Below are 26,547 nucleotides of genomic sequence, written 5' to 3'. Positions count from 1 at the left end.
GCCCATCCTCACCCATGGACCTCGAGTGCGGCACGGGAGGCCGCCCGGGCGGGCCCGCCCGGACAGGGCGGTGGCGGGGTCGGGGCCGGGGTCGCTCACCCCAGTTGCGACAGGCCCTCGGTGGCGATCCTCTCGAAGACGGCCGCCGATCACACCCTGGTGCGGCTATTTCCGTGAGCCGACGGGCCAGAACTTGGGCGGGACGCTGGCAGGGTCCACGATCCGCAAGCGGTTCTGCTGGGACGGGTCAACCGCATTGAGCGAAACCAGGCGCTGGCTCTCTGCCCGATCGAGCTCAGTCAAGGTATGGGGCAGGCCGGCGCACACAGTGGCGATGGCTGCACCGAGACCCACTAACCCGCCGTGCTTGTGATTCTGGCGGTACTCGATGCGGTGCAGGCCAGACTCGGCGATGGCCGCCACCTCCAGTGGGCGGCTCAATTGCTTTGTGTCATTCGTGACAACGATCTGAAAGCCGTCCGCTGCCGCACGCGTGTAGAGCTCGACGTCCTTGGTGCCCGCCCAGCCGCTGAGTTCGGCTACATGCTCGATGACGTGGTGCTTCAGGAGCAGTCGCACAATACGTGCCATGGGAAGCGGCACATTCTCGTCGAGCAGCAGCTTCAAGACGCTGCCTGCCGGATTTCCGCATCCTCGTAACTGTCGACGTAGTCGGCGAAGTCCGCCGCGTCGCGCGCTGCCTCTGCTGTGACGCCCGGGTAGTAGTCGCCGATCTGCTCAGGTGGCACACCGTCCCGTAGCAGAGCGGCAACCTCTGTGGCCGGGATGCGTGTCCCCTCGACGACTGGCTCACCGCCCCGCACGGCAGGGTCGACAGACACGTGCGGGCGGGGTTCGAGGAGGTCCGGGATTCGCCGACCACCACGGTAGAAGGGCGCGAGCACGTCCACCATGTCGTGGATGACGACGTTGCCCTTGCCCCGCACGAGGTCCACTGCGTGGTCCGGGTCCGCCAGATAGATCGTGTCACCGCCCGCGACCAGCCGGTAGGCCGAGAGGTGTTCCCGTTCGTCGAGGCCCTCGCGCAACGTGCTCAGAGCCCGCCTGATCTTCTGGAGGGATGCCTCTTCGCGAAGACGGACACAGGCTCGGAGAGCAACGACGTCGCGAAAGGAGTAGAGGATCGGACGAGACGCCGAGATCTCCGGCACCAGGACAGCGCCGCGCTCGCCGGTGGCCCGCCGCCAGTGCGACAGCTGCCGCAGAGTCGCACCGGACAATGCGGCAGCCAGCTTGGGCTCGTACGACATGCGGCACCTCCTTGGCTCCGGACGACGACCCGACGCTACTTCATGGTCCCGTACGGGCATCAGGCTCGCCAGCATTTCACCTGGACGAGGCCGCCGAGACGCGCCCGCTCTGGTGAGCTTCTGCTGTCGGTTTGCCGGCGGTGGGCTCGCCCGGTCGGTCGCCGGTCTCGGACGCGCCCGGTCGAGGCTCTAGACGCAGTATTCAGGGCTTTCGCTGGCGCAGCAGTTCTTCCCCGTGCTCCTTCCAGGTGAACCCGCAGTAGCTTCCGGAAGACCGCGTCGACTTTCCACCCAGGGCCGTGACAACTGTGTGCCGCCGCCAGTCCGCCGACGGACTGGTGGTCGTCGGCGGACTGGTTACTCGCGTGGGGCGGAGGCACTCACCCCAGTTGCGACAGGCCCTCGGTGGCGATCCTCTCGAAGACGGCCGGGTCGTTGTCGAACTTCGAGTCGGGGACGGGCCAGTGGAGCACCAGTTCGGTGATGCCCAGCTCCTGGTAACGCCCGGCCCAGTCCACGAACGCGTCCACCGACTCCAGCGGCTTCTCCACCGTTGACCCCTGGAGCAGCAGCTTCTCCAGGTCACCGACGTCCCGTCCGACCTGCTCGCAGGCAGCGGTCAGCTTCGCCAACTGCGTCGCGACCACCTGGGGTGCCTGCTCGAGCGGCACGTCCCCCGGCCCCCGCGGATCGCCGTAGGTCACCCAGCCCTGCCCGTACTCCGCCGTCAGCCGCAGACCGCGCGGTCCGGTCGCCGCCACGTAGAACGGCACCCGCGGCCGTTGCACGCACCCGGGGACGTTCCGTGCCTCGACCGCCGTGTAGTACCCGCCCGACCGGGTGGTCGCGTCCTGGCGGAGCAGTTCGTCCAGCAGCGGCAGGAACTCCTCGAACCGGTCCGCCCGCTCCTTCGGCGACCACGCCTCCTGCCCCAGCACCGTGGCGTCGAACCCCGTACCGCCGGCCCCGATCCCCGCGGTCACCCGCCCGTCCGACACGTCGTCCAACGTGACCAGTTCCTTCGCCAGTGTCACGGGGTGGCGGAAGTTCGGCGACGTGACGAGGGTGCCCAGCCGCAACCGCTCGGTGGCCGTGGCCGCCGCCGTCAGGGTGGGGACCGCCCCGAACCACGGCCCGTCCCGGAAGGACCGCCAGGACAGGTGGTCGTAGGTGTACGCGGCGTGGAAGCCGAGTTCCTCGGCCCGTCGCCAGATCTTCTGCCCCTCGGCCCACCGGTAGATGGGCAGGATCACCGCACTCAGACGCATGCGTCCGACCCTAACGGCACGCTCAAGACCGCTCCGATGGCGAGCAGCCGCCAGGCGTCACGCGGAAGCCACGCGCGAACGCCAGATCCGGTCCCTCTCTCGGCGGAAGGGCCGGAGTGGTCGGCTCACAGAGTCGCCACCGGGTTCGGGGAATCCGTCGGGATCTGTTCGACGATCTCCCAGCGCTCGGCGATCAGGCCGTCGCGGAGACGGAACACATCGGCCACCGCGATGTCGAGCTCACCTCCGGGAAGCCACCGCCGGGAGAACATCGTCACGTAGTCGCCTTCTGCCACGAGACGGCGGATGTCGATCCGCAACTGTGCCAGGGGCAGTTCCCGCGCCACCGTGATCCAGTCCGCTTTCGTGGAGGTCTGGAACGGGATTCCGTGATCCACGTAGTCATCGTGGACCAGCAGTGCGACGGCGTCGAGGTCGCCCTTGCCGTACGACTCGACGCATCTGAGGACCAGTTCCCTGGGGTCAGTTTCCTTCGGGTCAGAATTCATGTCCATGAGTGTGTCGGCGCGACCAGGGACTGTCGATGAACTCGGAGTTCATGGACCGTGGGCGGACCGTGTGACTAGGGTCGATGCCGTGGAGTCGGTAGGGGGCCTGTTGCGCGAGTGGCGGAACAGCCGACGGCTGAGCCAGCTCGATCTCGCGTCGGCGGCGGGTGTCTCGCCGCGGTACGTCAGCCTCATCGAGACGGGCCGGTCCCGGCCGAGCGCCGACATGGTGCTCCGGCTCGCGGCCCAGCTCGAGGTGCCACTACGGCATCGCAACCGTCTGCTGGTGGCGGCCGGATTCGCGCCGCGGTACCGCGAACGGCCTCTCGACGAGCCGGACATGTCGGCCGTTCGCAGTGCCGTGGCCAGGGTGCTGCGCGCGCACGAGCCCTATCCGGCTCTGGTCGTGGACCGGCGTTGGAACATCGTGATGGTCAACGCACCGGTTGAGCACTTCCTCGCAGACGTCGATCCCGACCTGCTCGCCGCTCCGGTCAACATGGTGCGGCTCGGGTTCGATCCGCGGGGTCTCGCCTCCCGGATCGTCAACCTGGCCGAAGTCCGGGCGCTCTTCCGTGCCCGGTTGTCACGACAGGTGGCCAGGACCGGCGATCCCGTGATTGCGGCGCTGTATGACGAGTTCCTCGCGGAGTGCGAGCCCGACGAATCGGTCCCCCGGCCGGAGTCGGAGGTGGCGACTCCGATGATTTTTCATTTTCGAGGACGCGAGTTGAGGCTGTTCTCAACCATCACGACGTTCGGAACGCCTCAGGACATCACGCTCGACGAGGTCTCGATCGAGTCCTACTATCCGGCCGACGCCGAGAGCGCCGACGTTCTGCGGAGCATCGCGGACGCACGACCAGCCTCCGGTGCCCCGTCGTCCTCGTGTTCCGCCTGGGTTGACCGCGGGGTACCGGGAGTCCAAACGGAGTGAGTCGGGCACGGTCCCGCCACTAGAATGCGCCTCTCGTTCCTGGTTCGTCGGCGTGTCCGCCAGGACGTCACCCCGCAGCTTCCCCGAGAGGACGGTCTCCGGTCCCATGCGCTGGTCCACGCTGTACGTGCCCACTCTCCGGGAGGACCCGGCGGACGCGGACGCGGTGAGCCACCGCCTGCTGGTGCGAGGAGGGTTCGTCCGGCAGCTCATGGCCGGCCACTACTCCCTGCTGCCGCTGGCCGTACGCGTCCGCTCCAAGATCATGGACATCGTCCGCGAGGAGATGACCGCGATCGGGGCCCAGGAGTTCGTGCTGCCCGCACTGCACCCCGCGGACATTTGGCAGCGCAGTGGCCGCTGGGAGGTGATGGGCGAGGAGATGTTCCGGCTCAGGGACCGCAAGGGGGCGGACCTGGCGCTCGGCATGACGCACGAGGAGGTCTTCACCGTGCTGTCGCAGGAACTGCGGTCGTACCGTGACCTGCCGCAGATGTGGTACCAGTTCCAGACCAAGTTCCGCGACGAGGCCCGTCCGAAGAGCGGTCTGCTGCGGGTGCGCGAGTTCACCATGAAGGACTCGTACAGCTTCGACGCCGGAACCAGTGGTCTCGACCGCGCCTTCGAGCTGCACCGGGCCGCCTACGAGCGGGTCTTCGCCCGACTCGACCTGCCGGCCATCGCCGTGCAGGCGTCCAGCGGCAGCATGGGCGGGAGCACGTCGGTGGAGTTCATGTGTCCCTCGGACGCCGGCGAGGACCTGGTCGTCCGCTGTCCCGGCTGTGACTACGCCGCCAACGCCGAGAAGGCGGCCTCCGCCCTGCCCTCCGTGGTGGACGGCCCGGAGCTGAAGGCCCCCGAGCCGTTCGACACCCCTGACGCGCGCACCATCGAGGAACTGGCCCGCCAGCACGACGTGCCGGCCGAGCGGCAGATCAAGACGCTGGTGTACGTGGTCGATGACCAGCCGACCCTGGTACTCCTTCGCGGCGACCACAGCCTCGTTGAGCAGAAGCTCGTCGATGCCGCCGCCGCGAAGGTGGTGCGCCCGGCAACCGTCGAGGAGATCCAGGCGGCGCTGGGCGCCTCCCCCGGCAGCCTCGGGGCGGTGGGCGTCACCGAACTGCCCGTCCTCGCGGACGAGGCCCTGCGCGACCGTGTCGGCATGACCACCGGGGCCAATACCGACGGTGTTCACCTGCGGGGCGTGTCGGTCGCACGCGACATCACGGTGCGGCGGTGGGCGAACCTGCGGGAGGTGACCGCGGGGGAGGCCTGCCTGCGGTGCGGCACGGCGCTGGACGTGGTGCGCACCATCGAGGTGGGCCACATCTTCAAGCTGGGCCGCAGGTACACCGAGGCCCTGGACGTGTCCGTCCTCGGCCCGGATGGCGAGCGGGTGGTGCCGGTCATGGGCAGCTACGGGATCGGGGTGGAGCGCGCGTTGGCCGCCGTGGTCGAGACGCACCACGACGAGAAGGGGATCGTGTGGCCGGTCGCCATCGCCCCGTTCGAGGTGGCCGTGGTGGGCCTCGGCACCGGCGACGCGAAGGTCACCGAGGCCGCCGAGACCCTGTACCGGGGGCTGTTGGATGAGCGGGTCGATGTCGTCCTTGACGACCGCGACGAGCGACCCGGTGTGAAGTTCCGCGACGTCGAACTGGTGGGCGTCCCCTACCGCGTCACGGTCGGCTCCCGTGGCCTGGCCAACGGCACGGTGGAGGTCACCACCCGGGCCACCGGTGAGACCCGGTCCGTTCCGGTGGCCGAGGCGGTGGAACACGTCCGGGGGCTGTTGGCCGCGGTGTGAGGCGCGCCCGGGGGTCGGCCCGCTGGCAGGGGTTCGCTGGCGGGTGGGGGTCGGTGGGGTGTTGGTCGGGGGCGCCGGTGGAGGGGCGGTGAGGGGTGCGCCGGCGGTGTGCGCCGGGTCAGGGGGCCCCGCCCGGGGAGGGGCCGGGGCCGCCGCGCCGGTCAGGGATTCCTCAGCCCTCAGCCCTCAGCCCCGAGCACCTGGCCGCCGTCGCCGCCGAATTGAACAGCCGCCCACGCAGGACGCTCGGCTGGGAAAGCCCCAGCCATGCCTCCGCGTGCGCTGACAGCTCCACTGAGCTGATCTCCGTCTACCTGGGATCGTCGCTTTCCCAGGGGTACACGAAGAGGTCGGGCCGGACGCCCCAGGCGTTGAGCACGGTGCTCAGCTCAGACTCGTCCGGGGCGTTGGCGGACCCGATGAGGGCTGAGCCGATGTCGTAGTCGAAGCCATCCATGTGCTCGCAGTCGTACTCCCAATGCTCCAGCCGAAAGCTGCGTTCACCGTCACTGCGAACCCATCCTTCGTCCCGAGCCTGGACATCGGGCTCGATCAGCACGGGGCGGATGTCCACGAATGCGCGGCGACCTGGCCCCGATGCCGGAACCTCCGCAACCAGCCGCCTACCGAGTCGGAGCGCGGTCAGTCTGTCCGTCGGCCAGTCCGATCCGTCATGCATGAGGCTCGTTCTGTCTGGAGACTCCCAGCCGAGCCACTGCTGACACTGCTCGGCAGAGACGCCAGCGATCACGGGTTGCGACGATCCCCGGAATCCGCCCCCTGCACCGATCAGGGCGCGTTGTCGCGTGAGGGGCCGGGGGCGGCGCGTTCCAGCAACACGCGCAGCAGCGACGCGGTCTCCTCGGGGATGGTGACCCTCAGCTCGACGCCGGGCGGCAGGGCGTCCGCGGCGAGCTGCTGGGCGTCGCGGTGGTCGAGGTCGAGGACGAGGTGCCGGACCTGCCCGGGGGACGGCGGCGTGGCGGACCGGGGCTCGCGCCGGTCAGCGGGGGACCCGTGAGGTCGTTGGGCGAAGGTGACCGTGGGCTCGTAAGGACCCGGGTACGCCACCGAGGAGCCCAGGGCGTGCTGGAGGTGGCGGGTGGCCAGGGTACGCATGGCCCGGGCCAGCTCGACGTCCACGCTCTGCCGGGCCAGTGGGCGCATCCGGCGGACCAGCTCGGCGGCTCGTGCCGCCGCCGAGTCCGTGGGCGGGCTGACCTCACAGCGCTGGAAGACGTGCTCACGGGCGAAGTCCACGAACCGTCGGGCTATGTGCTCGACCTGGGCCCGCAACTCCCGTAGGTGTCCGGAGACGGCAGCCAGCGGAACCCCCGCGGCGTGCAGTTCGATGACGACGGACAGGAGCTGGGGGCTCGGCACCAGATAACCCCCGTCCTCATCGGGCTCAAGCACCCCCAGGGAGACGGCTTCGGCGACGGCCTCGGCGTCGCCGGCCCCGAAGGCCTCGGCGAGCTGTTGGTGGGTGAGCCGGGCCGGCGTCTCGTCGGACCAGGGCCGGTCCACCTCGGCGAGCAGTTCCAGCACGCCGTCGAGCCCCCGGCCGCTGTCCCAGGCGTCCAGCAGCTCCTTGATGCTGGCGAGGGTGTACCCGCGCTCCAGCAGCCCGGCGATCTGTCGCAAGCGGGCCAGGTGGTCGTCGTCGTAGACGTTGACCCGCCCGCGTCTGCTGGGTTTGGGCAGTAGTCCGCGGTCCTGGTAGGCGCGGATGTTGCGCACGGTGGTGCCGGTGGAGCGCGCCAGGTCTTCGATGCGGTACTCGGACAAGCAGGCCCCCTGATGGACCGTCGCGGTGGCGTGGACGGAGCTGGCGGAGTGATCACGCACCTTACAGCGACGGGGACACCCGGCCGATGGCGCGTCGGCCCGTGGGGGACAGCCGCGAGAGCAGCAGCAACGCCCGGGCCTCGGGCGTGACCGGCACGACCGCGGCGTCCTTCTCGACGGCCCGCAGCACCGCGGTGGCCGCCTTCTCCGGTGGGTAGTCACGCCGGCCGTACCACCGGGCCGACGCGTCCCGGAGCCGCTCCTGCTCGGCGTCGGAGACACCGACGAACCTGGTGCCCGTGGTGATCGAGGTGTTCACGAAGCCCGGACAGACCGCGCTCACCCCTATCCCCCTCCCGGCGAGCTCCAGGCGCAGGCACTCGGTCAGCATCAGCACCGCGGCCTTCGTGGTGCCGTACGCGGGCAGCAGCCGGGACGGCTGGTAGGCCGCCGCGGACGCGATGTTGACGATGTGCCCGCCCTGGCCGCGCTCGGCCATGCGCGCGCCGAACAGGCGGCAACCGTGGATGACACCCCACAGGTTCACGTCCAGGGTGCGTCGCCAGTCCTCCGGGGAGGTGGCGAGGAACGGGCCCGATATGCCCACTCCAGCGTTGTTGACCAGGACGTCCAGGACGCCGTACGTGCCGTGCACCCTGTCCGCAAGAGCGGTCATCGCCTCCGCGTCACCGACGTCGACGACCTCCGCCCAGGCCGCCTCCGCCCCGGCGCGCTCGGCCTCGTCGGCGGTGCGGGCCGCCCCCTCGCCGTCACGGTCCACGGCGACCACGCGCGCACCGGCGGCGGCGAACGCCAGCGCTGTTGCCCGCCCTATCCCGCTGGCCGCGCCGGTGACCAGCACCAGCCGGCCGTCGAACGCCCCGACCGTCCCGGTGGGGACCGCACCCCGCTCCACGTCCCGCACGAAGCCGTCGATCCACCGGGCCAGCAACTCGGGCCTGGCCCGGGGCAACCAGTGTCCTGCGGCGAGGGTGCGGCGCAGCAACCGGGGCGCCCACCGGTCGAGGTCGTCGTAGACGTGCGGGGAGAGGAACGGGTCCCTGGTCGGGGTGACGAGCTGGACCGGCACCCGGGCCCGAGCGTCGGTGCGCGGGCGCAGCATCCGCTCGCGGACGTTGTCCCGGTACAGGCGGGCGCCGTGCGCCGCGTCCCGGGGCAGCGTCGCCGTGGGGTAGTCCCCGGCGGGTAGCTTCTCCCGGCGTGCCAGGAGCCGGGGCCATGCCGCGCCCAGGGGGCCGCGCCAGGCGAGCTCGGGGACGACCGGTGCGTGCAGCGCGTAGACGTACCAGGAGCGCAGCGACTGCTCGGCGAGCCGGGCGAGCCGCGGAGGGGACGGCCGGCGTCCGCGCTCCCTGAACCACAGGCCCAGGTGGTCGAGGCCGGGACCGGAGATCGAGGTGAACGAGGCGAGCCGCCCGTCGAACCGCTCCAGGGAGACGAACTCCCAGCCCTGGACGGAACCCCAGTCGTGGCCCACCAGGTGCACCGGCCGCCCGGGGCTCACCGCCTCGAGCACGGCGGCGAAGTCGTCGGCCAGGCGCCGCAGCCGGTAGCCGCCGCGGGCCGGGCGGGGAGCAGTTGACTGACCGTGGCCCCGCACGTCGTAGGCCACGACGTGGAAGCGGTCGCGCAGCCGCTCGGCGACACCCGCCCAGACCTCCTTGGTGTCCGGGTAGCCGTGCAGCAGGAGCACCGTGGGCCGACCGGCATCGCCCCACTCGGCGACGGCAAGCTCCACTCCGGCCGCCGCGACCCGCCGCACCCGATCGGGCCCCGCACGGCGATGCTTCGCCCCGCCGGCTCCCACGGGGTCGTCCCCGCTCTCCTCCACCCTCACCCTGCCCCCCTCGAAACTCAGGCCGCTTCCGGCTCAGGCCGCCCCTTGCGACTCAGGGCCCCAGACTCTGGCCCCCAGACACAGGTCCCAGACACAGGTCCCAGACACTGGCCGGCGCAGCCTGACTCCGGCGCAGCCTGACTCCGGCTCCTTTGGTCCGTAACATCGCCATCACTCACTGTGACAGTAGTTGGTGTCAGTGTCAATGGCCGGCAACCCACCGTCGCCCAACCTCGTCCCCTGAGGCGATCCCCTACGGGACGGCTGCCGAAAGGACTACGGAGCATCTGCTCCTCAGGGCTGACGCCGGCGGTTCCCGGCACCACTACCTTCGAAACGTGTCTGTGATCACTACGGAAAGCCTCACCAAGAGGTACCCACGGGTGACTGCGCTGGACCGGCTCACCCTGGACATCGAGCCGGGCGTCGTCGGACTCGTCGGGTCGAACGGGGCCGGGAAGTCCACTCTGATCAAGATCCTGCTCGGGCTGTTGGCGGCGTCCGAGGGGCGCGCGTCCGTGCTCGGTCTGGACGTCGTCAGGGACGGCTCCAAGATCCGCGAACGAGTGGGGTACATGCCCGAACACGAGTGCCTGCCCCCCGACGTCTCGGCCACGGAGTTCGTCCTCCACATGGCGCGGATGTCGGGCCTGCCCACCGCCGCGGCCCGCGAGCGCACCGCGGACACCCTGCGCCACGTCGGGCTCTACGAGGAGCGCTACCGCCCCATCGGGGGTTACTCCACCGGCATGAAACAGCGGGTGAAGCTGGCCCAGGCGCTCGTCCACGACCCGCAACTCGTCCTGCTGGACGAGCCGACCAACGGCCTCGACCCGGTCGGCAGGGACGAGATGCTGGACCTGATCCGGCGGGTCCACACCGACTTCGGGATCTCCGTGCTGGTCACCTCGCACCTGCTGGGCGAGCTTGAGCGCACCTGCGACCACGTGGTGGTCATCGACGGCGGAACGCTGCTGCGCTCCCAGTCCACCGCGGAGTTCACCCAGGCCACCCAGACCATGGCGGTGGAGGTCACGGACAGCGAACGGCACCCGGACGGCGCCGCCGCGGTGTGCGCGGCGCTGGTGGGCAGCGGTGTGGCCGTGACCGCGGACGGGCGCCTGCTGCTGGTGGACGTCTCGGACGAGTCCACCTACGACACCGTGCGCGACGCGGTGGCCGGCCTCGGTCTCGGCCTGGTCCGCATGGAACAGCGCCGGCACGGCATCGTCGAGCTCTTCCGTCCGCAGACGCCGGATGCCCAGCCCGTTCCGTTCCGGGGCCAGCACGAGAAGGAAGGGAGCCGCGGCAGTGCCAGCACGCCCTGACACCCACACCGGTGTCATCCACGACATCGGGTACCGCCACTACGACGGCCCCAGGCTCGGGCGCGGCTACGCAGCCCGGTCCCTGTTCCTGCAGAGCCTGCGCGGTGCCTACGGACTCGGCAGGTCGGGCAAGTCCAAGGTGCTGCCGATGATCCTCTACGCGGTGATGTCCCTGCCGGCCCTGATCATCGTCGCGGTGGCGGTGGCCACCGACGCCGACGAACTGCCGCTGGAGTACACCCGTTACGCCATCTACCTCCAGGCCGTCATCACTCTCTTCGTGGCCGCCCAGGCCCCGCAGGCGGTCTCGCGCGACCTGCGGTTCAAGATGATCCCCCTCTACTTCTCCCGGCCGATCGAACGCATCGACTACGTGGTGGCGAAGTTCCTGGCGCTGACCGGGGCCCTGCTGGTGCTCCTGGTGACGCCGCTGCTGGTGCTCTACGTCGGGGCGCTGTTGGCGAAGCTCCCGTTCGCGGAACAGACCGAGGGCTTCGCCCAGGGGCTGGTCGCGGCGCTGCTGCTCTCCCTGCTCTACGCGGGCCTGAGCCTGGTGGTCGCGGCGCTCACCCCGCGCCGGGGCTTCGGGGTCGCGGCCATCATCGCCCTGTTCACGATCAGTTACGGTGCCGTCAGCAGCCTCCAGGAAGTCGCTGACAACGAGGGCAACCACGACGTGGCGGGCTGGCTCGGGCTGTTCTCCCCGGTGACGATCCTGGACGGGGTACAGAGCTGGGCCCTGGGAGCCACCCCCGCCGGCCCGCAGGGCCCCCCGGGCAACGGCGCCGGGTTCGTCTTCCTCCTTGTCCTCCTCGGCCTCGTCGCGGCCTCGTTCGGCCTGCTGATGCGGCGCTACCGGAAGGTCGGTCTGTCATGACGACCCTGACCATCGATCACGTTTCGCGCTGGTTCGGCAACGTCGTCGCGGTCAACGACGTGACCATGGAGATCGGCCCGGGGGTCACCGGCCTGCTGGGCCCCAACGGCGCGGGCAAGTCCACCCTGATCCACATGATGAGCGGCTTCCTCGCGCCGTCCTCCGGCACGGTCACCCTGGACGGGAGGACGATCTGGCGGAACGAGCAGTCGTACCGGGAGATCGGCCTCGTCCCGGAACGGGAGAGCATGTACGACTTCCTCACCGGTGCGGAGTTCGTCGTCGCCAACGCCGAGCTGCACGGCCTCGCCGACCCGGGGGCCGCCGCCCGCCGGGCGCTGGACACGGTGGAGATGACCGCGGCGCAGGACCGGAAGATATCCACCTACTCCAAGGGCATGCGGCAGCGGGTGAAGATGGCCTCGGCCCTGGTCCACGAGCCGTCGGTGCTCCTGCTCGACGAGCCGTTCAACGGCATGGACCCCCGGCAGCGGCTGCACCTGATGGACCTGCTGCGGCAGATGGGCGCCGACGGCCGCACCGTGCTGTTCTCCTCGCACATCCTGGAGGAGGTGGAGCAGCTCGCCCACCACATCGAGGTGGTGGTTGCCGGCCGGCACGCCGCGTCCGGGGACTTCAGGGAGATCCGGCGGTTGATGACCGACCGGCCCCACCGTTACCTGATCCGGTCCTCCGACGACCGGGCGCTGGCCGCCGCACTGATCGCCGACGCCTCGACCAGCGGCATCGAACTGGACGTGCGGGAGCGGGCGCTGCGGGTCCAGGCGGTGGACTTCCGTGGCTTCACCGAACTCCTGCCACGGGTGGCGAAGGACGCGGGCATCAGGCTGTTCGAGGTGTCCCCGTCGGACGAGTCGCTCGAAAGCGTCTTCTCCTACCTGGTCGCGGCGTAAGGGCGTGAGGAACGTGTACATCAACGCAACTGTCGCCCGGCTCACCCTGCGCGGGGTGCTGGGCCGCCGCCGAACCGCCCTGCTGGTGATCCTGCCGGTGCTGCTGGTCGTCATCGCCGCGGCGGTGCAGGCGATGACGGACGTGGAGGACAGGACGATCAGGGACGTGCTGGCCGGGTTCGCTGTGGGCACCGTGGTGCCCCTGGTCGGGGTGATCGCCGGCACGGGCACCATCGGCCCGGAGATCGACGACGGCTCCATCGTGTACCTGCTGTCGAAGCCGGTGTCCAGGTTCAAGATCATCTTGACGAAGCTGCTGGTGGCAGCCTCGGTGACCCTGACCTTCGCGGCGGTGCCCACCTTCATCGCGGGCCTGGTGCTGGCCGGGGCGGACGGCCAGGTCGCGGTCGCCTACGGGCTCGCCGCCGTGGTGGCGTCGATCGCCTACAGCTCGATCTTCCTGCTGCTCGGCGTGGTGACCCGGCACGCGGTGGTGGTCGGGCTGGTCTACGCACTGGTGTGGGAGGGGCTGTTCTGTGGGCTGATCGAGGGCGCGAGGACGCTGAGCGTGCTCCAGTGGTCGCTCTCCCTGGCCGAACGGATCGCCGGCGACGACGTGGTGGACGCCTCGGTGGCCCTGCCGGTGGCGGGTGTGCTGCTGGTCGTGGTGACCTGCGCGGCCACCTGGTTCGCGGGCCACCGCCTGCGGTCGTTCACGCTCGCCGGGGAGAACTAGGGCCGCCCCAGCCCGCCACGGGTGGCGCCCCGTTCCGCCGTCACACAGGTTGTGGACGGTCGGGCGGGGCGCCCGCCGCGTCCAGGAGCCGCTCCAGCACCAGCGCGATGCCGTCGTCCTGGTTGGAGGCGGTGACCTCGTCCGCCGCGGCCCGCACCTCGGGGTGGGCGTTGGCCATGGCCACGCCGTGCCCGGCCCAGGCGAACATCGGCAGGTCGTTGGGCATGTCGCCGAAGGCGATGGCGTCCGCGCGGCCGAGCCCCAGACGGCGGGCGGCGAGGGACAGCCCGGTGGCCTTGGTCAGACCGAGCGGCAGCAGCTCGACGATGCCCCTGCCGGCCATCGTCACCCCGACCAGGTCACCGGCGACCGCCCGGGCGGTGTCGGCGAGCTCGTCGTCGTCGAGCGTCGGGTGCTGGATGTAGATCTTGTTCAGCGGGGCTTCCCACAGCTCGTCCCGGTGCTCGACGTACCGGGCCGGGAGCGGCGGGTGCAGCCGGTAGGCGCGGTCGATCAGCACCTCGCCGTCCACCCCGTCCCGGTTGGCGGCCAGTGCCAACCGGCCCACCTCCGCCTCGACCTTCGCCAGGGCCAGGGCTGCGGTGCGCCGGTCCAGGGTGACGGAGGTGAGCAGCCGGTGCTCCCCGGCGTGGTACACCTGGGCGCCCTGCCCGCACACCGCCAGGCCGCGGTAGCCGAGGTCGTCGAGGACGCCCCTGGACCACGGCACCGCCCGACCGGTCACCACCACGTGGAGGGCCCCGGCGGCGCACGCCGCGTCCAGGGCGTCGCGGGTGCGGCCGGAGACGGTGCCGTCCTCGCGCAGCAGGGTGCCGTCGAGGTCGGTGGCGATCAGGCGGAACGGCAGGGCGTTCACGGCGCGACCGGATCGAGGGTGGCCCGCCCGCCGAGGAACGGGCGCAGGGCGTCCGGCACCCGCACCGAGCCGTCGGCCCGCTGGTGGTTCTCCAGCAGGGCGACGATGGTCCGGGTGACGGCGACCAGGGTGCCGTTGAGCGTGGCAAGCGGCCGCACCCCGGCCTCGTCCCGCATGCGCACCGACAGCCGCCGGGCCTGGAACTCGGTGCAGTTCGAGGTGGAGGTGAGCTCCCGGTACCGGCCCTGGGTGGGTATCCAGGCCTCGCAGTCGAACTTCCGGGCGGCGGAGGAACCGAGGTCGCCCGAGGGCAGGTCGATGACCCGGAAGGGCAGCTCGAGCCTGGTCAGGAACTCCTTCTCCCAGGCCAGCAGCCGCTGGTGTTCCGCGTCGGCGTCCTCGGGGCGGACGTAGGAGAACATCTCCACCTTGTCGAACTGGTGGACGCGGAAGATGCCCCGGGTGTCCTTGCCGTAGGTGCCGGCCTCCCGCCGGAAGCAGGGGGAGAACCCGGCGTAGCGGCGCGGCAGGGTGTCGGCGTCCAGGATCTCGTCCATGTGGTACCCGGCGAGCGGGACCTCGGAGGTGCCGACGAGGTAGTAGTCGTCCTGCTCCAGGTGGTAGACGTTCTCGGCGGCCTGGCCGAGGAAGCCGGTGCCCTCCATCGCTGCCGGCTTGACCAGCGCGGGGGTGATCATGGGGGTGAAGCCGGCCTCCGTGGCCTGCGCCACGGCCATGTTCACCAGGGCCAGCTCCAACAGGGCGCCGATCCCGGTGAGGAAGTAGAAGCGGGAGCCGGAGACCTTCGCTCCCCGTTCGGTGTCGATCGCTCCCAGCGCGTGTCCCAGGTCCAGGTGGTCCCGGGGAGCGAACCCCTCGGCGGCGAAGTCCCGGGGGGCGCCGTGGGTCTCCAGGACCACGAAGTCCTCTTCGCCACCGATCGGGGCCCGCGGGTCGATGACGTTGGACAGCGCGCGCAGCAGGGACCGTGCCTCCTCCTGCGCGGCGTCCCGCTCGGCGTCCGCCGCCTTCACCGCCGCGGACAGCTCGCCGGCCTGCCGGAGCAGGTCGGCCTTCTCGTCGCCGCGGGCCGCGGGTATCCGCTTGCCGAGTGCCTTCTGCTGGGCGCGCAGCTCGTCGAAACGCGCCCCACTGGACCTGCGTCGCTCGTCGGCGGTGAGCAGGGCATCGACGATGTCGGGGTCCTCTCCACGGGCGCGCTGGGAGGCGCGTACCCGGTCGGGGTCCTCACGGAGCAGGCGAAGGTCAATCACAGCCACCAGGCTACCGGGGTGAGGTTCCGGCAACCGGCGCGGGAGGTTCCCCTCCGGCGGGCCCGGCCGTGGGCCCTGTGGGAACGCCGGTCAGGACGGCCCCGGCGGGCGGCAGGGTGCGCACCCTGGGCCCTGGGCCGGGTGCCCCCGCCCGAGTTATCCACAGGAGGGTAGGGGGAGGTGTCAGTTATCCACAGGGTGTGGGTGAATCCGGCGCGCACCGGAGGGGGATGCCCTGTGTGGTGCGGTCGGCCGGCAATGGTGCGATTGAAACCCGCCTTCCCGGCTCTTTCGGGGGAATATAACCCTGTCAGAGGCGTCATTGACCGTATTGGAGTGACGTAAGGTGAGCTGATCCGCTGAGCTAACGGAGATCCGCTCTGTCTGACTTGTCGGGAAGATGCTGATTTGCTCTTAGCGTCGTGTCGACTTATCCCCAGGAGTGGCCAACCCCTGTGGATAACGCCGGGCAGCCGTGCAGCGCCACCGACCCCCCGGCCCGGGCTGGTGCCCCGCCCGCCCGGCGGGGAGCCTCAGAGGCGGCCGTCGAGGCAGCGGGCCAGCCAGTCGGAGGCGCGGGTGAAGTCCTCGTCAGCGGTGCCGGGGCGAGGGCTGGACGGGACCCCGTCGGCCCGCGGGTAGGAGCCGAGGAAACGCACGTCCGGGCAGATCCTGGAGAGCCCCTTCAACGCCTCGCCGACCCGTGCCTCGGCGATGTGCCCCTCGCAGTCGATGGAGAAGAAGTACCTGCCAAGACCGGCGCCGGTGGGGCGGGACTCGATGCGGGTCAGGTTGACCCCCCGCACCGCGAACTCCTGGAGGAGCTGGAGCAGCGCCCCGGGGTGGTCGTCGGGCAACTGGAAGACCAACGACGTCCGGTCGGCCCCGGTCGGGGGCGCCACCCGGGCCGGCCTGGCCACCAGCACGAACCGGGTGACCGCGCTCTCCGCGTCGTGGATGTCGGTGACCAGGGGCTCGAGACCGTAGCGGGCGGCGGCGAACTCGCCGGCGAAGGCCGCGTCGAACCGCCCCTCCTGCACCTGCCGGGCCCCGTCCGCGTTCGACGCGGAGGACTCCCAGGACGCGTCGGGCAGGTGCTGCGCCAGCCACCTGCGCACCTGCGGCTGGGCGTGCGGGTGCGCGGTCACCGTCTTGATGTCGGTGAGGCCGGTGCCCGGCCGCACCAGCAGCGCGAACGCGATCGGCAGGAACACCTCGCGCACGATGGTCAGCGGTTCGCCGGTGGCGAGCTCGTCCAGGGTGACCAGCACGGCGCCCTCGACCGAGTTCTCCAGCGGCACCATCGCCGCCGCCGCCTCACCCCGGCGCACCGCGTCGAGCGCCGCCGGCACGGAGATCATCGGCACCAGCACCCGGGCCGCCGCCTCGGGCAACGTCCGCAGCGCGGCCTCGGTGAACGTCCCCTCCGGGCCGAGGTAGGTGTAGTTGCTGCTGGGCGACATCCGCGCGGCTCTCCTGTCCCTGTGCTGCCCTGCCGGTGCTGCTGTGCCCTGGCCACGATAGCGACTGCCAGCCTCGCGGACCGACCGGGCTGCCCGGGCTGCCCGGACTGGCCGGACTGCTCGGGCTGCCCGGACCGTGCGGCGGCCGCGGCAGTGGCCGGCGGCAGTGGGTGGCGGGCCACCGGTCACCCCTGGAGCAGCCGCTGTCCGACGTACTCGCCCGGCGCACAGCCACCGGGCACGGCGAACAGCGCGCTCGCCTCGTGCCGGAGGAAGCGGGACAGACCGTCACCCCGGTCCAGCTTGCGCTGCACCGGGACGAAGCCCCGCCGCGGGTCGGCCTGCCACGCCATGAAGAGCAGCCCGGCGTCCGGCGCCCCCCGCTCGTCGAAACCGTCGTGGAACGAGAACGGACGGCGCAGCATCGCCGCCCCCCCGTTCGACTCCGGAGCGGCCACGCGCACATGGGCGTCGCCCGCGATCGCCAGGGAGCCGTCGGCGCGCCGCCCGCCCAGATCGACCGGGGTGGTCTCGGTGCCGCCGGACAGCGGGGCCCCGTCGCTCTTGCGCCGTCCGATCACCTTCTCCTGCTCGGCGAGGGAGAGCTGGTCCCACGAGTCGAGGAGCATCCGGATGCGGCGCACCACCACGTAGGAGCCGTTGGCCATCCAGGCGGGCCGGGCCGACGCCGGCACGAACACCCGGGCGTCGAAGTCGGCGTCCGACGGCCTCGGGTTGTTGGTGCCGTCCACCTGGCCCATCAGGTTGCGGGCCGTCCTGGGCTCGGCGGTGGCCCCGGGGGTGCGGTTGAACCCGGACATCTGCCAGCGGACCGCGGCGGTGCCGGCCGCGAGCTTCTGGAGAACCCGCAGGGCGTGGAAGGCCACCAGGGCGTCGTCCGCCCCGACCTGGACGAACAGGTCGCCGTCGCTGCGCTGGCGGTCCAGGGCGTCGGCGGAGAACGGGGGGAGCGGGGCCAGTGCCTCGGGCCGCTGGGACCGCAGCCCCGTCCGGTCGAAGAACGAGGCGCCGAACCCGAAGGTGACGGTCAGCGAGGACGGCCCCGCGTCCAGCGCGATCTGGTTGTCCTCGGCGGGCTGGCGGCCCTCGGCCATCGTCGCCGCGGCGCTGGTCCAGCGTCGCATCAGCGCCGCCGCCCGGTCCCGCCCGGCCCCCGGCACCAGGTCGAACGCGACCAGGTGGCCGTGCGCCTGCAACGGGCTGCTGATCCCCGCCTGGTGACGCCCGTGGAACGGCACGGAGGCCGAGCCCACCGTGCTCAGCGCACGGGGCTGCTCCGCGGCGAGCGCGTGGCCGCCCGCGCCGGCCGCGGCGCCGACGGTGAGGCCGGCGGCTCCGGCGACGCCGAGGAGGGTGCGCCGAGGGACTCCGGCAGGGGCGGCGGAGGGTCCTGCCGGCGTCCCGTCGTGCCGGGGCGCCGGGGTCCGCGCCGGGGCGCCGTTCCCGGCCGGGGTTTGCCGCGCTTCGCCGCGCCCGGTGCGCCGCCCTGCATCAGATCTGGATGTCATCTCTTCCCACGTTGTGCTTCTCGTTGTGCTTCTCGTCGTGTCGCGTCCGGGTCGTCCGTCTCCGCGCCAGGCCGGCGCCGCCGGCTAACCGATCCTGATCCGTTCGCTCACGGTGACCTGGTCGATGTCCGAGGTGCGCACGGTGACCGACACCGTCCACCTACCGGGCAGGGGGAGCTGTGCGTCGGAGGCCACCCAGTGGCCCGGCGCGATGTAGCTGAGGTCGGTTCCCAGCGGGCCGACGTCCCGGCTCTCCAGGGTGAACGAGACCCGGACCTCCGGAGCCTCCACCGGGGCGCCCACGGGGTTGGTGAGCCGTACGTGCAGGACGTTGTCGCCGCTGCGCGCGGGGTCCACGGTGATCTCCGCGGTGCCCTTGCCGGCGGTGCCGCCCGTGTCGTACGGCAGCTCCACGACGGCCGGGCCGCCCGCGGGGGCCGCGGAAGCGGTGCCGGCCCGGGGGGTCTCCGCGGCGCGGCCGGGCTCGGTGCTGGTGAGGAACGTGGTGACGGCCAACACCACCACCGCCACGCACACCTCGACCAGCACCGAACGGCGGAGGTTGCCGCGGTGCGGGTCGGCGTGCCGTTCCCGGCGAGCCCTGGCGGTGGCCACGGCGGCGCGTTGCCGGGCGAGCTGGGCGGCCCGGGCGGGGTTCCCGCTGCGTCCGCCGCTGGTCGGGGCGGGCACGTCCTCTCCTGACGGTGCGACGTCCCCGCTGGTCCGGGCGCCTTCCCGGGTGGACCCGGCGGTGACGGCCTCCGCCGGGCTCCCCACCGGGGGCTGGGCATCGGCCCCGGTGGTGCCGTCGGGCGTCGTCCCGGCCGGCGCGGCCCGCAGCCGACGGACCCAGCGCCGGGAGAAGCCGGCGGTGCCGAGCAGCAGGAGCACCCCGGCGAGCTTGACCAGCAGCAGTCGGCCGAAGTCGGTGGAGACCAGCGCGTCCAGGGTGCCGACCTGCCGCCACGCCTGGTAGGTGCCGGTGCCGACCAGGGCCAACACGGAGCAGAACGCCACCGTGGAGAACCGTTCCACTGCCACCGCCCCGATCGGTTTCCCGGCAGGGAGGTACAGCGCGGTCAGCAGCGCCGCCAACCCACCGAGCCAGGTCCCCACCGCCACCAGGTGGACCACGTCCACCGGCACGGCCACCCGGGACTGGATGCCGACGGAGGGGTGCTCCATCACCGACCAGGTGCTGGCCAGGCCGGCGGCGAGCAGCAGACCCGCCGCGTACAGGGCGATCCGCACCTCGGGGTGCCGTTGCCTGGCCGGCTGCCCGACCAGCACCGCGAGGAACGCCCCCGCCGCGGCCAACATCAGCAACCGCACGGCCAGGGCCGCTCCCGGTTTGGTGTCCAGCGTCTCCTGGAGCACGGACAGGTCGAACGCGGCCCCGAAGCCACCACCGCCCCGGTCCTCGTAGGGGCCGCGCAGCACCAGCAGGGCGAGCGTGGACAGCAGCAACGTGGACCACCCGGCGAGCAGCAGCCGCTGCACCGGCCGTCGCTCCCCACCCTGCGGCCAGCAGTGCAGCACGAACGCCGCAGCGCCCACCAGCAGTGCGAGACCGCCGTAGGCGAAGTACCTGGCCAGGTCGTAGAGCCCGCCCACGGTGCCGTTCCCCGACGGGAGCTGGTCCACCTCCACCGTGGTCTTCGACGGCGCCCCCACCGAGAAGCTGAACGCCCCCCGGATCGGGTGGCTGTCCGCGGAGACGACCTTCCAGGCCACCACGTAGGTGCCGTCCGGCAGCCCGGACCCCAGGGGGACCTGGACCGCGGTGCTGCTCCCCTGGGCGTGCCGGGGCGCGCCGCCGGTGACGTCCTCGGCCTCGGGGTTGAGGACCTGCACCGAGTCGGCGCTGACCGTGACCGACTCGCTGAACCGCAGGGTCACCCGCTCCGGGGCGGTCTGCACCACCGCGCCGTTCGCCGGGTCGGTGCCGGTCAGCACGGCGTGCGCGGCGGCGCGTGACGCGCCACCGAGGAGCAGCGCGCAGGTGGTGCCGAGCAGCAGCACCAGGGCTGCGGCGCGGCGCGGCAGGGTGGAGCCGGGCGCCATGCGGTCCTCCTTCTCTCGTGCTCTTGTGCTCTCGGGTTCGGGTTCGGGTTTCGGAGTTCGGAGTTCGGGGTTCGGGGTTCGTTCGAACGTCGTGGGCCTCGCGCTCAGCCTGGTGCGCGGTGTGTGGCCCTGTCTGTCACCCCGTCGGTTTCTCCGTCTTCTCCTCGGAGGGGGGCCGGTAGGTCATCGCGGTGACCGGCACCTCGACGGTGATCGGCTCCGACGTCTCGAAGCGGAGCTCGAAGGTGACCTTCTGCCCGATCCTCGGTCGGCCCTGGAGGCCCATGAGCATCACGTGTCCGCCGCCACGGCCCAGCCGCAGCGTTCCGTCCGCCGGGATGTCGAACCCTTCGACCTCCCGCATGGTGCCGCCCGCGGTCTCGTGCAGGCTGACGTCGTCGGTGAGGTCGCTGACCACCTCCACCAGCCGGTCGTCCCGCCCGCCGGTGTTGGAGACGGTGAAGTAGCCGGCGGCCATCTCGGCGGACGCCGGCCGCGGGATGTACGGGTGGTCCACCCTCAGCTCCGGCCGTTCTGTCGCCCCGGACGCCGAGGAGCACCCGGCGAGCGCGGCGAGCGCGGCGAGCGCGGACAGCGCGGACAGCGCGGACAGCGCGGACAGCGCCGACGGGGCCGTGGGGCGGACGGGTGCCCCGCCCCCGCGCGTCCGCCCCCCGGCGCGCCTCACGCCGGGACCCCCTTGAGCAGCAGCGGGAGGTCGTGCTCGAAGGCCTCGATGCCGCTCCCCGCGGTGTAGAGCACGTGGGCCCGGTCGTCCTTGGCGCTGAAGGCCAGCACCTGGGCGCCGTGGTCCACGATGATCTCGCCGTCCTCGCCCTTCCTCGCCTTGGGCACGTGGACGCCGACGGTGCGCCCGGCGTCGCGGATGTCCGCGTACTCACCGGTGAGGCCGATGAACGAGGGGTCCATCGCGTTGAGCCAGGAGCGCAGGCTCTCGGGGGTGTCCCGCCCCGGATCGGTGGTGATCATGACCACGTCGATCTTCTTTTCGTCGGCCTCGGGCAGCTTCTGCTTGGCCAGGGCGATGTCGCTCATCGTGGTCGGGCACACGTCCGGGCAGTGGGTGTAGCCGAAGTAGAGCAGGGTGACGCGGCCCTTGGTGCGCGTGCGCAGGTTGAACGGTTTCCCCCGGGTGTCGGTCAGGGTGACGTCGGGCTTGTCGAAACCCTCGTCGAGCGGGGTGCCCTGGTAGGGCGACGCGGACTTGCCGGCGTTGACCTCCGCGGCGGCACCCGGTTTGTCGGCGGTGCCGTCGTCGGAGCCGCAGGCGGCCAGGGTCAGGGCGAGCGCGCCGGCCGTGACGGTGGCCGCGAGGCGCGCGAGGGTGCTGGGCATGTGTTCCCCAAGGGTCGTTCGTGGAGCGTGGTCGTTGACGGTGCTGGCAGGTGCGCGGTGGCTGGTGGGTCGCCGACGGGGCGCCGGGGCGCGGGTACCGGGGGGTGCGGCGGGGGACCGTGGGCGCCCCGGGTCGGAGCCGGGACGCCCACGGTGGACGGGTCAGGAGGCCGGTGTGCCGCCGCCCCGGCGGCGCAGCCCGAGGACGCCCACGCCGGCGCCGAGGACGCCGACGACGATGCCGGTGATGCCCAGGGCCCGCGCGGTGGTGTCGCTGGAGTCGGTGTCCGAGCCGCCGGCCAGGTCCTTGCCGTCGTCACCGGTGTTGGTGCCCCGGTTGGCCTCGTCCTCGCCGTCGTCGGCGTCCTGGTCGTCGGAGGCCGCGCCGTGCTGGTCGTCCTCGGCCTCGGTCAACCTGAGTACCGGCGCCGGGTTCTCGGGCTCCTCCGCACCCTCCCGCGGCTCCTCGATCCACCGCACGACCTCGCCGCCCTCGTAGGTCTGCAGGGCCTTGAAGACCATGGTGTCGGTGTCCTCCGGCAGGGGGCCGACGGAGATCGGGAACTCCTGGAAGGTGCCCGGCTCGATGGTGCCCCCGGTCCAGGTGATCTTGCTGACCGTCTCCTTCACCTGCTCGCCGTGGACCTCGAGCGGCTTGTCCAGCTTGGTCCTGGTGACCTTCACGTCCCATCCGGGGACGGGCTGGGTCTGCACCGAGGCGACGGGGTGGTCCGCGGGGAGGGTGACCTCCACCTTGGTGGTGCCGGCGTCGTCCCGCTCGTTGGGCACCTTGAACACCAGCTTGCTGTAGCTGCCCCGCGCGGCCTCGCCCGGCTGGACCGAGACGTGGGCCGAGGCGGTTCCGGAGAGCAGGACGACGGCGGAACCCGCGAGGACGCCGACGGCGGCGACCCGCGACGCGGCGCCGGTCCTGAGCCCCCGCCGGCGCGGCAGCGACGGGGCGGGGGACGCCTGCGACGACGGCAGGTGTCCTGACATGGTGGATGAAACGGACGTGTGACGCTTCATGCTGGCTGGACTCCATCCAGGGAGCGGGCACGCGGGCATGCGCCCGGCTGTGCCGGCGCGTGTGTGTCAGGAAAGGACGCGTGGGTGCGGCGGGGCCCCGGACGGACCCGTTCCCGGGGCGTCCGGCCCGCGGCCGGGCCCGTGCGCCGGCCGCCGGTGGGTGGCCGCGCCGGGGCCGCCACGAGGGGCTGGCCTAGGCCGCGAGGGTGTATCCCGGGGGGCCGCGCCTGATCACACTGTGTTGGAGGAGAACGGTGGTGTCGTCCGGCGGATCGTCCCCGCGGACCGGGGCCGGACGCCGGGCGACGAGGCCGAGCAGCCCGTTGAGGAGCGCCCGCACCAGCGCCAGCGCGCCGCGCAGCCCGAACGCCGCGACCTCGGCCACCCGTGAGGTCAGCCGGATCAACCGCCACAGGGTGGCCTCGCCGCGGCGGAGCAGCCAGGCCGCCACCAGCCCGGCGATCACGTGGCTGAGCAGCATCGGAGGAGCGGAGGTCAGGGTCCCGCACAGGTTGGCGACGGGCGCGGGCGTCGGGGACGAGAAGGCCGCCGGGTCCAGGCCGGCCTCCCGGATCACCGCGGCGGCGTCCGTGCCCCGCGGCAGCCCACCGGGGCTCCCCGGGTGGGCTCCGCCGAGGTGGTCGCCCGCGGCCAGGTACCCGCCGCGGTCCGGTGAGCACAGCAGCCGCAGCGCCATCTGCTCCAGCTCGGAGGTGCGCCCGTGACCGCCGTGGCCGGCGGTGTCCTGCTGGGCGAGGCCGAAGAGGGTGTGCAGGCCGAGTTGCCCGCCCAGCATGCAGGTCGTGATCGTCAGCAGGGACCGTTCCCGGCCGGCGAGGCACATGGCCAGGAGCCAGACCGCCAGCCACGCCGTGACCAGCGCCCACACCGGCACCGGCGTCCCCGAGGCCGCCGAGTGGCCGGCTGCGGACAGCACGACGCAGACCAGGGCGAAGAGCGCCGCCCTGGCCGCTCGCAGGTCCACTGCGGCGTGGGTGTGGGTGGGCATGGCGGCGCCATCATCTCACCGGTACGGGGGAGGCCGGACCACCGGGTCGTGGGCGGGACGGAGGGCTCCGGGGAACGGCCTCCCGCCCGGCATCCGCCGAACGAGCGGTGCATGCCGGATACCAGGCTTAGTGCCTCTTCCTTTCGGCAATACGTAGTGGTATGTCGAGCCGCAACCAGGAGGCTGGATCATGAGCATCTGGTGGACTCTCCACTTGCGGCGCGAGGCTGCGAGTGTTCCCCTCGCCCGGCGCTTCCTGCTCGGAGCGATGGACACGGCGGGTGTGGATCCGGACATCTCCTTCGAGCTGGGCATGGCGCTGACCGAGGCGTGCGCCAACGCGGTCGAGCACGCGGTCGGCGTTCCCACGGACGCGGACGACGGTTACCAGGTCACGGCCCGGATCGACGGTGACACGTGCCGCATCGAGGTGTGTGACTCGGGCCCCGGGTTCCCCGCGGGGGGCACCGCACTCGCACCGGTCGGAGACGAACGGCCCGCGGACCCCGTGCGGGCCCAGCCCGCGCGGGGCCCCCGGGCCGCGGGGTCGGTGGACGCCGCGGAGGTGCTGGACCTCGTCGGCCCGCCCGAGGGCGAGGGGCGCCAGGAGGCGCCGGAGGTCGTGGACGCCGTACCCATGGAGGTCGGCTGGCCCAGCGCCCCCGGCCAGACCGCAGCACCCGCGTTCTCCCCGGCACTCGCCCCCGAGACCCCCGGACACCACGACATGCGGCCCGGTACCGAGCCCCTCGGTACCGGGTTCGTCGTTGAGCGCCTGGCGGACGGCGTCCCGGTCTGCGCCGAGAGTGGGCGGGGCCTGTACCTGATCGAGGCGCTGGCGGACCACGTCCAGTTCCGCAACAACCCTTCCCGCGGGGCCGTGGTCAGCTTCGACAAGGTCCTGAAGTGGCGGGACGACGCCCTGCTCAAGGCGTCCTGAGCTCAAGGCGTCCTGAGCCGCCCCGCCGGACAGGGCCGCGGGCCCGCGGGCCGACCTGCGGCCCCCGGGCCGGGGCGCAACCCGGGGGCTCAGCCCCGGGTTGCGGCCAGCCACTCCTCGACCTCGTCCGAGCGGCGGGGCAGGGCCGCGGAGAGGTTGCGGTTGCCGTCCAGGGTCACCAGGATGTCGTCCTCGATCCGCACGCCGATGCCCCGGTACTCGGCCGGCACCGTCAGGTCGTTGGACTGGAAGTACAGGCCGGGCTCCACGGTGAGCACCATGCCGGGTTCCAGGGTGCCGTCGGCGTAGCTCTCCCGGCGTGCGGTGGCGCAGTCGTGCACGTCGAGGCCGAGCATGTGCCCGGTGCCGTGCAGGGTGTAGCGGCGCTGCAACCCCAGCTCCAGCACCCGTTCCACCGGTCCCTCGACCAGCCCCCACTCCACCAGCTTCTCCGCCAGCACCCGCTGGGCGGCGTCGTGGAAGTCGCGGTAGGCGGCGCCCGGCTTCACCGCGGCGATCCCCGCCTCCTGGGCCTCGTAGACCGCGTCGTAGACCTTGCGCTGGATGTCGGTGAAGGTGCCGCTGACCGGCAGGGTGCGGGTGACGTCGGCGGTGTACAGGGTGTCGGTCTCCACGCCGGCGTCGAGCAGCAGCAGGTCACCGGGGTTGACCGGGCCGTCGTTGCGGGTCCAGTGCAGGGTGCAGGCGTGGGCGCCGGAGGCGGCGATGGTGCCGTAGCCGACGTCGTTGCCCTCCACCCTCGCCCGGAGGAAGAAGGTGCCCTCGATGTACCGCTCCGACGTGGCCCTGGCCTGGTCGAGCACCGCCACCACGTCGTGGAACCCGCGGACGGTGGAGTCCACCGCCTTCTGCAACTGGGCGACCTCCCACTCGTCCTTGACCAGCCGCATCTCGTCCAGGACCTGCTTCAGCTCCTGGTCCCGCTCCTCGGCGTCCGCGGGCCCGACCAGCTCGGCGACGACCTTCTCCAGCTCGGCGTCGTGGCCGCGGACGATCCGGGTCGGCACCGGGGGCGCGGACCTGAGCTCCTCCGCCAGCCTGCGCACGTCCCGGCACGGCAGGCCGAGGAGCCGTGAACTCTCGGAGAGGCTGCGCCGGCGACCCACCCACAGCTCGCCCTGGCCGTCCAGCCAGAACTCGCCGTTGTCCCGGTTGGAGCGGGGCAGCAGGTAGGCGACGGTGTCGTGCCCGCCGGACTCGGACGGCTCCAGGACCAGGACTCCGTCCCGCGTCTGGTCCCCGGTCAGGTAGACGTAGTCGCAGGAGGCGCGGAACGGGTACTCGGTGTCGTTGGAGCGGGTCCTGAGGTTGCCGGCCGGGACCACGAGGCGCTCGCCGGGGAACCGGTGGGACAGCGCCTCCCGCCGTGCCGCGGCCAGCGGGGCCTGCTCAACGGGCTCCAGGTCGTGCATCTCGGTGTCCGCCCAGCCGGTCGTCATCAGCTCGGCGAGCTCGTCTGACACACCGGGGTACAGGCCGTTCTTGCGGCCCTTGACCGGTGCCTCCGCCGAGTCGTCCGCCTCCGTCTCCGGCAGGGTCTCGAACCTCTGAGCAGGACTTTCCTGACTCATGTGTCGCCTCCTCGGGCGGATCGGGCCGCCCCACGTGTCTTCCGTCGGCTGTCCATGACGGTATACGCACATCACCCATACGTATGGGGACATTCATCACAGGGTCCCGCCGGTTTGG

23 protein-coding genes and 1 pseudogene are annotated in these 26,547 nt (G+C 72.0%); 7 read left to right on the top strand and 17 right to left on the bottom strand.

The window, feature by feature from the left end; translation table 11 throughout:
- Positions 1–165 precede the first annotated feature (165 nt).
- The 4 genes from A3IG_RS0113495 to A3IG_RS29665 form a co-directional block, all read right to left on the bottom strand.
- Positions 166–627 (bottom strand): DUF5615 family PIN-like protein, encoded by a 462-nt coding sequence (locus A3IG_RS0113495; RefSeq protein ID WP_018384096.1) that lies wholly within the window; start codon positions 625–627, stop codon positions 166–168.
- Entirely contained in the window at positions 624–1,271 is a 648-nt protein-coding gene (locus A3IG_RS0113490) for a DUF433 domain-containing protein (protein ID WP_018384095.1), read from the bottom strand. Before A3IG_RS0113490 ends, A3IG_RS0113495 begins: the two co-directional genes overlap by 4 nt.
- Before the next feature lie 380 nt (positions 1,272–1,651).
- On the bottom strand, positions 1,652–2,539 hold the full coding sequence (locus tag A3IG_RS0113485; RefSeq protein ID WP_018384094.1) for an LLM class flavin-dependent oxidoreductase: 888 nt from the start codon (positions 2,537–2,539) through the stop codon (positions 1,652–1,654).
- Between the two features lie 125 nt (positions 2,540–2,664).
- The gene (locus tag A3IG_RS29665) at positions 2,665–3,048 is read right to left on the bottom strand and encodes a nuclear transport factor 2 family protein (protein WP_040911413.1); all 384 of its coding nucleotides are present in this window, start codon (positions 3,046–3,048) and stop codon (positions 2,665–2,667) included.
- A gap of 88 nt (positions 3,049–3,136) precedes the next feature.
- Here A3IG_RS29665 and A3IG_RS0113475 point away from each other — a divergent pair, with 88 nt between their 5' ends.
- Together A3IG_RS0113475 and A3IG_RS0113470 are read left to right on the top strand one after the other, a co-directional pair.
- The gene (locus A3IG_RS0113475; RefSeq protein ID WP_078500482.1) at positions 3,137–3,985 is read left to right on the top strand and encodes a helix-turn-helix domain-containing protein; all 849 of its coding nucleotides are present in this window, start codon (positions 3,137–3,139) and stop codon (positions 3,983–3,985) included.
- Between the two features lie 106 nt (positions 3,986–4,091).
- Entirely contained in the window at positions 4,092–5,795 is a 1,704-nt protein-coding gene (locus A3IG_RS0113470) for a proline--tRNA ligase (RefSeq protein ID WP_018384091.1), read from the top strand.
- 310 nt (positions 5,796–6,105) lie between these two features.
- On the opposite strand, the gene A3IG_RS0113465 is transcribed toward A3IG_RS0113470, so the two are convergent.
- The 3 genes from A3IG_RS0113465 to A3IG_RS0113455 all read right to left on the bottom strand — a co-directional run bounded on the left by A3IG_RS0113465 (position 6,106) and on the right by A3IG_RS0113455 (position 9,411).
- On the bottom strand, positions 6,106–6,354 hold the full coding sequence (locus A3IG_RS0113465; protein WP_236719249.1) for a hypothetical protein: 249 nt from the start codon (positions 6,352–6,354) through the stop codon (positions 6,106–6,108).
- Between the two features lie 230 nt (positions 6,355–6,584).
- A complete protein-coding gene (locus A3IG_RS29660) occupies positions 6,585–7,583 on the bottom strand; it encodes a MerR family transcriptional regulator (RefSeq protein ID WP_236719248.1) in 999 nt (332 codons plus the stop codon).
- Positions 7,584–7,644: 61 nt separating this feature from the next.
- The gene (locus A3IG_RS0113455; RefSeq protein WP_201787536.1) at positions 7,645–9,411 is read right to left on the bottom strand and encodes an SDR family oxidoreductase; all 1,767 of its coding nucleotides are present in this window, start codon (positions 9,409–9,411) and stop codon (positions 7,645–7,647) included.
- Positions 9,412–9,785: 374 nt separating this feature from the next.
- Between A3IG_RS0113455 and A3IG_RS0113450 the strand changes: the two genes are divergently transcribed.
- The 4 genes from A3IG_RS0113450 to A3IG_RS0113435 are packed head-to-tail and all read left to right on the top strand — an operon-like array spanning position 9,786 to position 13,296.
- Complete coding sequence (locus tag A3IG_RS0113450) at positions 9,786–10,769, top strand: ABC transporter ATP-binding protein (RefSeq protein WP_051087490.1); 984 nt, start codon at positions 9,786–9,788, stop codon at positions 10,767–10,769.
- The gene (locus A3IG_RS0113445) at positions 10,753–11,646 is read left to right on the top strand and encodes an ABC transporter permease (protein WP_018384086.1); all 894 of its coding nucleotides are present in this window, start codon (positions 10,753–10,755) and stop codon (positions 11,644–11,646) included. The genes A3IG_RS0113450 and A3IG_RS0113445 overlap by 17 nt, the downstream gene beginning before the upstream one ends.
- The gene (locus A3IG_RS0113440; RefSeq protein ID WP_018384085.1) at positions 11,643–12,560 is read left to right on the top strand and encodes an ABC transporter ATP-binding protein; all 918 of its coding nucleotides are present in this window, start codon (positions 11,643–11,645) and stop codon (positions 12,558–12,560) included. Before A3IG_RS0113445 ends, A3IG_RS0113440 begins: the two co-directional genes overlap by 4 nt.
- 13 nt (positions 12,561–12,573) lie before the next feature.
- A complete protein-coding gene (locus A3IG_RS0113435) occupies positions 12,574–13,296 on the top strand; it encodes an ABC transporter permease (protein ID WP_018384084.1) in 723 nt (240 codons plus the stop codon).
- A gap of 40 nt (positions 13,297–13,336) precedes the next feature.
- Here the strand turns inward: A3IG_RS0113435 and A3IG_RS0113430 are convergent, their stop codons facing one another.
- The 9 genes from A3IG_RS0113430 to A3IG_RS0113390 form a co-directional block, all read right to left on the bottom strand.
- Positions 13,337–14,173: an HAD family hydrolase gene (locus A3IG_RS0113430; RefSeq protein WP_018384083.1), complete on the bottom strand. Its 837-nt coding sequence runs from the start codon at positions 14,171–14,173 to the stop codon at positions 13,337–13,339.
- Entirely contained in the window at positions 14,170–15,447 is a 1,278-nt protein-coding gene (gene serS / locus A3IG_RS0113425) for a serine--tRNA ligase (RefSeq protein ID WP_018384082.1), read from the bottom strand. Before serS ends, A3IG_RS0113430 begins: the two co-directional genes overlap by 4 nt.
- A 533-nt stretch (positions 15,448–15,980) precedes the next feature.
- Complete coding sequence (gene pheA / locus A3IG_RS0113420) at positions 15,981–16,910, bottom strand: prephenate dehydratase (RefSeq protein WP_018384081.1); 930 nt, start codon at positions 16,908–16,910, stop codon at positions 15,981–15,983.
- 185 nt (positions 16,911–17,095) lie between these two features.
- Complete coding sequence (gene efeB, locus A3IG_RS0113415) at positions 17,096–18,439, bottom strand: iron uptake transporter deferrochelatase/peroxidase subunit (protein WP_078500440.1); 1,344 nt, start codon at positions 18,437–18,439, stop codon at positions 17,096–17,098.
- Positions 18,440–18,523: 84 nt separating this feature from the next.
- On the bottom strand, positions 18,524–20,503 hold the full coding sequence (locus A3IG_RS0113410; RefSeq protein WP_018384079.1) for a copper resistance CopC/CopD family protein: 1,980 nt from the start codon (positions 20,501–20,503) through the stop codon (positions 18,524–18,526).
- Between the two features lie 136 nt (positions 20,504–20,639).
- Positions 20,640–21,191: a copper chaperone PCu(A)C gene (locus A3IG_RS29655; protein WP_018384078.1), complete on the bottom strand. Its 552-nt coding sequence runs from the start codon at positions 21,189–21,191 to the stop codon at positions 20,640–20,642.
- On the bottom strand, positions 21,188–21,859 hold the full coding sequence (locus tag A3IG_RS0113400) for an SCO family protein (protein WP_018384077.1): 672 nt from the start codon (positions 21,857–21,859) through the stop codon (positions 21,188–21,190). The genes A3IG_RS29655 and A3IG_RS0113400 overlap by 4 nt, the downstream gene beginning before the upstream one ends.
- Positions 21,860–22,021: 162 nt before the next feature.
- A complete protein-coding gene (locus A3IG_RS0113395; RefSeq protein WP_169366218.1) occupies positions 22,022–22,888 on the bottom strand; it encodes a YcnI family copper-binding membrane protein in 867 nt (288 codons plus the stop codon).
- Positions 22,889–23,081: 193 nt separating this feature from the next.
- Positions 23,082–23,897: a hypothetical protein gene (locus A3IG_RS0113390; protein ID WP_018384075.1), complete on the bottom strand. Its 816-nt coding sequence runs from the start codon at positions 23,895–23,897 to the stop codon at positions 23,082–23,084.
- A 190-nt stretch (positions 23,898–24,087) separates the two neighbouring features.
- On the opposite strand from A3IG_RS0113390, the pseudogene A3IG_RS35215 reads away from it, so the two are divergent.
- A pseudogene (locus tag A3IG_RS35215) lies at positions 24,088–24,432 on the top strand (ATP-binding protein); the annotation flags it as partial.
- Positions 24,433–24,926: 494 nt separating this feature from the next.
- On the opposite strand, the gene A3IG_RS0113380 reads toward A3IG_RS35215, so the two are convergent.
- Positions 24,927–26,429: an aminopeptidase P family protein gene (locus A3IG_RS0113380; protein ID WP_018384073.1), complete on the bottom strand. Its 1,503-nt coding sequence runs from the start codon at positions 26,427–26,429 to the stop codon at positions 24,927–24,929.
- Positions 26,430–26,547 lie beyond the last annotated feature (118 nt).

Source organism: Wenjunlia vitaminophila DSM 41686 (assembly GCF_000380165.1).
GTDB lineage: Bacteria > Actinomycetota > Actinomycetes > Streptomycetales > Streptomycetaceae > Wenjunlia > Wenjunlia vitaminophila.
Note: the sequence above shows the minus strand (reverse complement) of the source record. Positions and strands in the feature narration are given on the sequence as shown.

Excerpts from the sequence above, each read along its gene's own strand:
- A3IG_RS0113490 (WP_018384095.1), bottom strand. The coding sequence starts at position 1,271 with ATGTCGTACGAGCCCAAGCTGGCTGCCGCATTGTCCGGTGCGACTCTG.
- A3IG_RS0113485 (WP_018384094.1), bottom strand. The coding sequence starts at position 2,539 with ATGCGTCTGAGTGCGGTGATCCTGCCCATCTACCGGTGGGCCGAGGGG.
- A3IG_RS29665 (WP_040911413.1), bottom strand. The coding sequence starts at position 3,048 with ATGAATTCTGACCCGAAGGAAACTGACCCCAGGGAACTGGTCCTCAGA.
- A3IG_RS0113470 (WP_018384091.1), top strand. The coding sequence starts at position 4,092 with ATGCGCTGGTCCACGCTGTACGTGCCCACTCTCCGGGAGGACCCGGCG.
- A3IG_RS0113440 (WP_018384085.1), top strand. The coding sequence starts at position 11,643 with ATGACGACCCTGACCATCGATCACGTTTCGCGCTGGTTCGGCAACGTC.
- pheA (WP_018384081.1), bottom strand. The coding sequence starts at position 16,910 with ATGTCGCCCAGCAGCAACTACACCTACCTCGGCCCGGAGGGGACGTTC.
- efeB (WP_078500440.1), bottom strand. The coding sequence starts at position 18,439 with ATGACATCCAGATCTGATGCAGGGCGGCGCACCGGGCGCGGCGAAGCG.
- A3IG_RS0113410 (WP_018384079.1), bottom strand. The coding sequence starts at position 20,503 with ATGGCGCCCGGCTCCACCCTGCCGCGCCGCGCCGCAGCCCTGGTGCTG.
- A3IG_RS0113400 (WP_018384077.1), bottom strand. The coding sequence starts at position 21,859 with ATGCCCAGCACCCTCGCGCGCCTCGCGGCCACCGTCACGGCCGGCGCG.
- A3IG_RS0113395 (WP_169366218.1), bottom strand. The coding sequence starts at position 22,888 with ATGAAGCGTCACACGTCCGTTTCATCCACCATGTCAGGACACCTGCCG.
- A3IG_RS0113390 (WP_018384075.1), bottom strand. The coding sequence starts at position 23,897 with ATGCCCACCCACACCCACGCCGCAGTGGACCTGCGAGCGGCCAGGGCG.
- A3IG_RS0113380 (WP_018384073.1), bottom strand. The coding sequence starts at position 26,429 with ATGAGTCAGGAAAGTCCTGCTCAGAGGTTCGAGACCCTGCCGGAGACG.